Genomic DNA, 4538 nt, shown 5'->3' on the forward strand with positions numbered 1-4538 from the left:
AAGAAGATCATATAGAGATCCATTGTAAGATCAAAAGAGATCACCAGCCTCCTATCTTTATGATCTTCATGTAAAAACACTACTTTTGGTATTCACTTTCCATGATGAAGGTATCTACTTTCATGTAAATGGGTCTCCACTTTCATGAAAAAGGTCTCTACTTTCATGGAAATGGTATTTACTTTCATGCTATAAAGGTATTCACTTTCATGAGAACACGATCTTTTTGACCTGTGGGTGTGGATAAGTGGGAAACGATAATAAAGTCATAGACATAAACAATCCTTTTGCCATCGTTAAAAAGGATTCAGAAACAGTTTATCTACTGGAGCCGAACAGTAACAAGACCGTTCAGCCGGTAGCTTTGCTGCGTCTGAGTGTCTTCACTCCCGTGGCGCCAAAGGAAAAAGGGAAGCGCGACTTTTTGATCGACGCCTCCGACGAGCTCTCAAGCCTTGAGGTAGCAAAGCGTGAAGGCTATACGGATATCAAGATCCAGGGCGCGAAGCTCAGCATGTCCACGGACTTCAAAACGTGGCTCGGCATCATTATGGCCTTCTCCACTTATGGCTACAGCAGCGAAACGATCAAGCTGCCATTCACCGAGTTTGCCAAAATGTGTGGGATCAAATCCGCCGATCTCAACGCCCGCTCGCGTAAGCGCCTCCATGACTCCCTGTTCAGCATTTCCAGCGTGACGCTCGCCTTCAGCAGCAAGGATGGCAAGAAATCCATGTTCTCCCACCTGGTACAGCGCGCGGTGCTGAATATGAACACGGATACGGTGGAGATCACGGCGGACAGTAATCTCTGGGAACTCTACCGCTACGATCACAAAGTGCTGCTGGGCCTCAAGGCGCTCTCTGAGCTGTCCCGTAAGGAAGCCGCTCAGTCTCTGTATATCTACTTTGAGAGTATGCCCTCCGGCACGCTCTATATCTCCATGAAGCGCCTCAGAGAGCGTCTGGCGATGGGATCGCCGGTGAAGCTCCAGAACTCGATAATTCGTCGGGCTATGGCCGATTTGCAGAAGATTGGTTATATCGACTTCACCGAGCTCAAGAAGGGCCGCGAGATCCAGTTTGTCATTAACAGCCGCTCCCCCAAACTGCAGGCGTTACCCGGTCACTGATATCACCAGGGTATTCACTTTCATGTACCCTTGCCAAAAGGTGTCTGCTTTCATGCAGGCTACGTTAAAAGTATTCACTTTCATGGATCCCCCTTCAAAGGGTTTTTTTTGCAGGCACCTCACCCCGAAAGGTATTCACTTTCATGTTTGTCCTACTGAAGGTATCTACTTTCATGCATATATTCCCCTGAGGTCTTTACTTTCATGATGCGGTGTCCGCCCGGGTATCTGCTTTCATGCAGGTGCCCGCAGCCGTGCATGAAAGTAGATACCTTTATCGGTCTTCGGCCCGCCGGATGCATGAAAGTAGATACCTTTGCCGGTGGGCGTCCTCCTGCTTCATGCAAGTGCATACCTTTATAATGCGGCAAACGTCCGCGTCGCCATCAGCATGAAAGTGGATACCCTTTACATGTAAATGAATACCTTTGTCGGGTACCCCGGATAAGTAAGTTAGTACTCGCTATCAATAAATGTGCTTTCGTGTATGGTGTTGATATGTTCATCCGCATACTTCTGCTTACCTCCTCGCTGGACGGATTTCCGCATCGCGTATGGTCTGCCTTCGCCGTTATGCGCCTGCTCATGCTTTTTGCAAAGACGCTCCAGCATGGGATCGGGTAGGATCGGGTAAGGGGTTCAGAGTGCGCGTGAGGAAGATCCCCGGGCTCGCGCCTCTCTGCCCCCTGCTTACATGAAAGTGAATACCTTTACCCTACGATGTGCGACAGTATCACGTTTTGCGCCGGTTTCTCATCTCATCCTGATTTCCGCGACGACGCTGCAGCCTGAGGCTGCAAATCTGTTGAGGCTGAGGCATCATGCCTGCAGGCTGGCCATAACAGGAATAACCATGACGGAACTGAAGGATGTCCTTACGCCCCTGGTGACGCTCGCCGGCGTCTGGCTGGGCGCACGTTTTACCCTGCGTAACGAACTCAGTAAAAAAGCGCTGGAGATCCGCACGGCCAGGCTCGAAAGCATTGCGGCTGAGTGCAGTGAGGTGCTGACCGGAATTCGCAACTACGGCGGTACCCTGATGCACGTGCTGGAAATGGATTTCAGGCTGCTGACTGAAAAGGTGGGGCCCGGGATACCGCTGACGTCGTGTCGTCTTTCCGTGCAGGACCTTAATGCACGCGCCGCAGAACTCGACGACAGCGCCCGGGGGCTGGATCATGCGAAAATGCGCAGCTGCAGGCACATGTTGATGTTCCATCATCCCGACGAGGCCGTCCGCTGGGAGGCTACCGTTTCGCCGCTGCTGCGCACGCTTAACGACTTTCTGATGGTGACCATGCCCGGAGAGCCTATCCGGGATATGAAAGGCGTCAGCAGAAGCGCTGCTGAGGAGCTGACGTTGCGAACAACGCTCAGCGGCCAGCTTGCTCAGTTGGCCCGGTTTCAGGCCGAGCTGACGGAATCGCTTTCCGCCGGGTTCGTCGCCCTGACGCGCCCGGCCCCCTCTCTGGCGGTCCGGTGCCGCGCATGGTGCAGAAGCCGCTTTCCTTTTTCATCCCGGGGGCGGTGACGGCTGCTTCAGTCAGGCTGGTCAGTTGCCTTTTCAGCCGGTATGCCCGCACGTTCTGCATTAAACGCTGCCAGGCGTGATTCAAGGATCCGCGTGACCGGAGGCACGGGGACGCGGGTAAAGAACAACCACGGAAACCACCACACAACCGTGTTGGCCAGCAGTATGGGGCCGGTATATTCGTAGCCGAACTGCTGCGCGGTCATGAGCGTCATCAGCGCCAGCATCATGAGGCTAATGGGAAGCGTCATCAGCACAAAGCACCACCATGCGCGGCGGTACCACTTCCGGTTAAAGGTTATCTGCCCGTCCCGCTCGCCGAGCCAGGATCGCCAGGGCGCGAGGTAACGGGCGCGTTCACCATTGCGTGTGATGAATGCTACGGCCAGATCCTGAAGCCGCCACTGCAAGAGACCGGTCAGCTGGTGCAGGCTCTTTTGCCTGAGCTCGCGCTCTGCCAGAGCCCGTGCTTCTTCAGACACAAATGGCTGCTCCAGAAGGGCCCGCAGGCGGTTCCGGCGGGCGTTCATCACGCTTCCGATGGCGCCTGCCGGGCTTGCCCGGACCAGCCATCCGTAAATGATCTGCACAGCCACCCAGCCAAACAGCACAAACCAGGCGGAGCCTTTATACTGCATGAGCCAGTTCCCCAGCTCGGCGGTTAACGTCTGCATGTTTTCCCTTTCTAATGTATCACTGATCCATCCGTCAGGCCGGTGGCAGGCTCCTGAGCACGGCCGCCGCCTCCGTGCCCTCTCCGCTGAACGACACCTCAAGCGTGGCCGCCACGTCCAGCGCAAACACCCGCGTGTACACCTCTATCGAGCGCGCATCTTTATGCCCGGCCAGCGCCTGGATCACCTTAAGCGGCTGGCGGTGGTACAGCAGGTGCATGATGTACGAGTGGCGGAACGTGTGCGGGGTCACTGGCACCGAGAGGTGCACGCCGTCGTCCGCCGCGCGCCTGACCGCCGCCTTCAGCCAGTTGCGCATCGTCTCGTCGGTGACCGACCACAGCGGCTCGCTGGCCATCCACACCTCGACCTGGCGCACAAACGCCGGATCGGTGAGCGGCACCAGGCGCACCGCGTCCTTGGGCGGGCGGCCGCGCCGGCTCCGCACCTTTTCGGAGAGAATGCGCACGAACGGGCGCGGCCCGTCGATGGCGAACGACTCGGGCGTGAGCGTGCAGCCTTCGCCGATGCGCGCGCCGGCGTTCCAGAGCGTGTTAAAGAAAAAGTGGTGGCGCCGGTCGGGCATATAGTGAAGCAGCGCGGCAACCTCGGGGCGAGCAGGTCGAACGGCGTCACGCCGTTCGCGGTGGCCATGCGCCTGAGCGCCACCGCGGTGGCAAAGTCAGCGCCCGGCGCGAACGACAGCGCCGTCACGCGTCCTGTTAAATTCTGCTGGGGTATCAGGCTGTTCATCCGTCAATTTTCACGTAGCGACGTCGGGGTCTGTGAGGGCTATTTTCGCCGCCCCACCCGCGCGGGGAAAGCGGAATAAATCGCGGAAAAAGGATCCGGGATTTGGTTTTACCCGCAGATTAGCGCCTTATCCAAAACCGGTAAAGGATCCTTTATCACGGTAAAAGCGCCCCACTCCGCGCGCCACAAGGGCTGAGCGCCCGAGCCGACACTTTGGTATAAATGGTGTATTCCCAATAATGATCCCGATGTCTTTAAGGTTGATTCATTAAGGGTTAGCATTCCGACTACTGCTCTTCTGAACTTGGTGGTCCGCGTTTTACTGATTTGTTCTTTCCCGATAGCATCAAACCCTAAGGTTAAGTCATTCTCCTTGTATCTGTTGGGGGGCTCGCGCAGCCTGAAAAGAATTACGCGACTATCTTGTCAAAAAGAATGGCTGGAAGAC

3 protein-coding genes and 1 pseudogene are annotated in these 4538 nt (G+C 55.9%); 2 read left to right on the forward strand and 2 right to left on the reverse strand.

From position 1 onward, the window contains the following. The first annotated feature begins 247 nt into the window (after window positions 1-247). On the forward strand, window positions 248-1132 hold the full coding sequence (locus tag PSSD_RS25455) for a RepB family plasmid replication initiator protein (protein WP_058974179.1): 885 nt from the start codon (window positions 248-250) through the stop codon (window positions 1130-1132). Window positions 1133-1985: 853 nt separating this feature from the next. Further along, window positions 1986-2663, forward strand: a complete 678-nt coding sequence (locus PSSD_RS25460; RefSeq protein ID WP_058974180.1) for a hypothetical protein — start codon at window positions 1986-1988, stop codon at window positions 2661-2663. Window positions 2664-2671: 8 nt separating this feature from the next. Here the strand turns inward: PSSD_RS25460 and PSSD_RS25465 are convergent, their stop codons facing one another. Then, entirely contained in the window at window positions 2672-3337 is a 666-nt protein-coding gene (locus PSSD_RS25465) for a hypothetical protein (protein ID WP_058974181.1), read from the reverse strand. Between the two features lie 34 nt (window positions 3338-3371). Beyond that, window positions 3372-4090, reverse strand: a pseudogene (locus tag PSSD_RS25470) (tyrosine-type recombinase/integrase). Window positions 4091-4538: the final 448 nt, after the last annotated feature.

The organism is Type-D symbiont of Plautia stali, from assembly GCF_001485335.1.
In the GTDB taxonomy this organism is placed as follows: Bacteria; Pseudomonadota; Gammaproteobacteria; order Enterobacterales; family Enterobacteriaceae; genus Pantoea; species Pantoea vagans_C.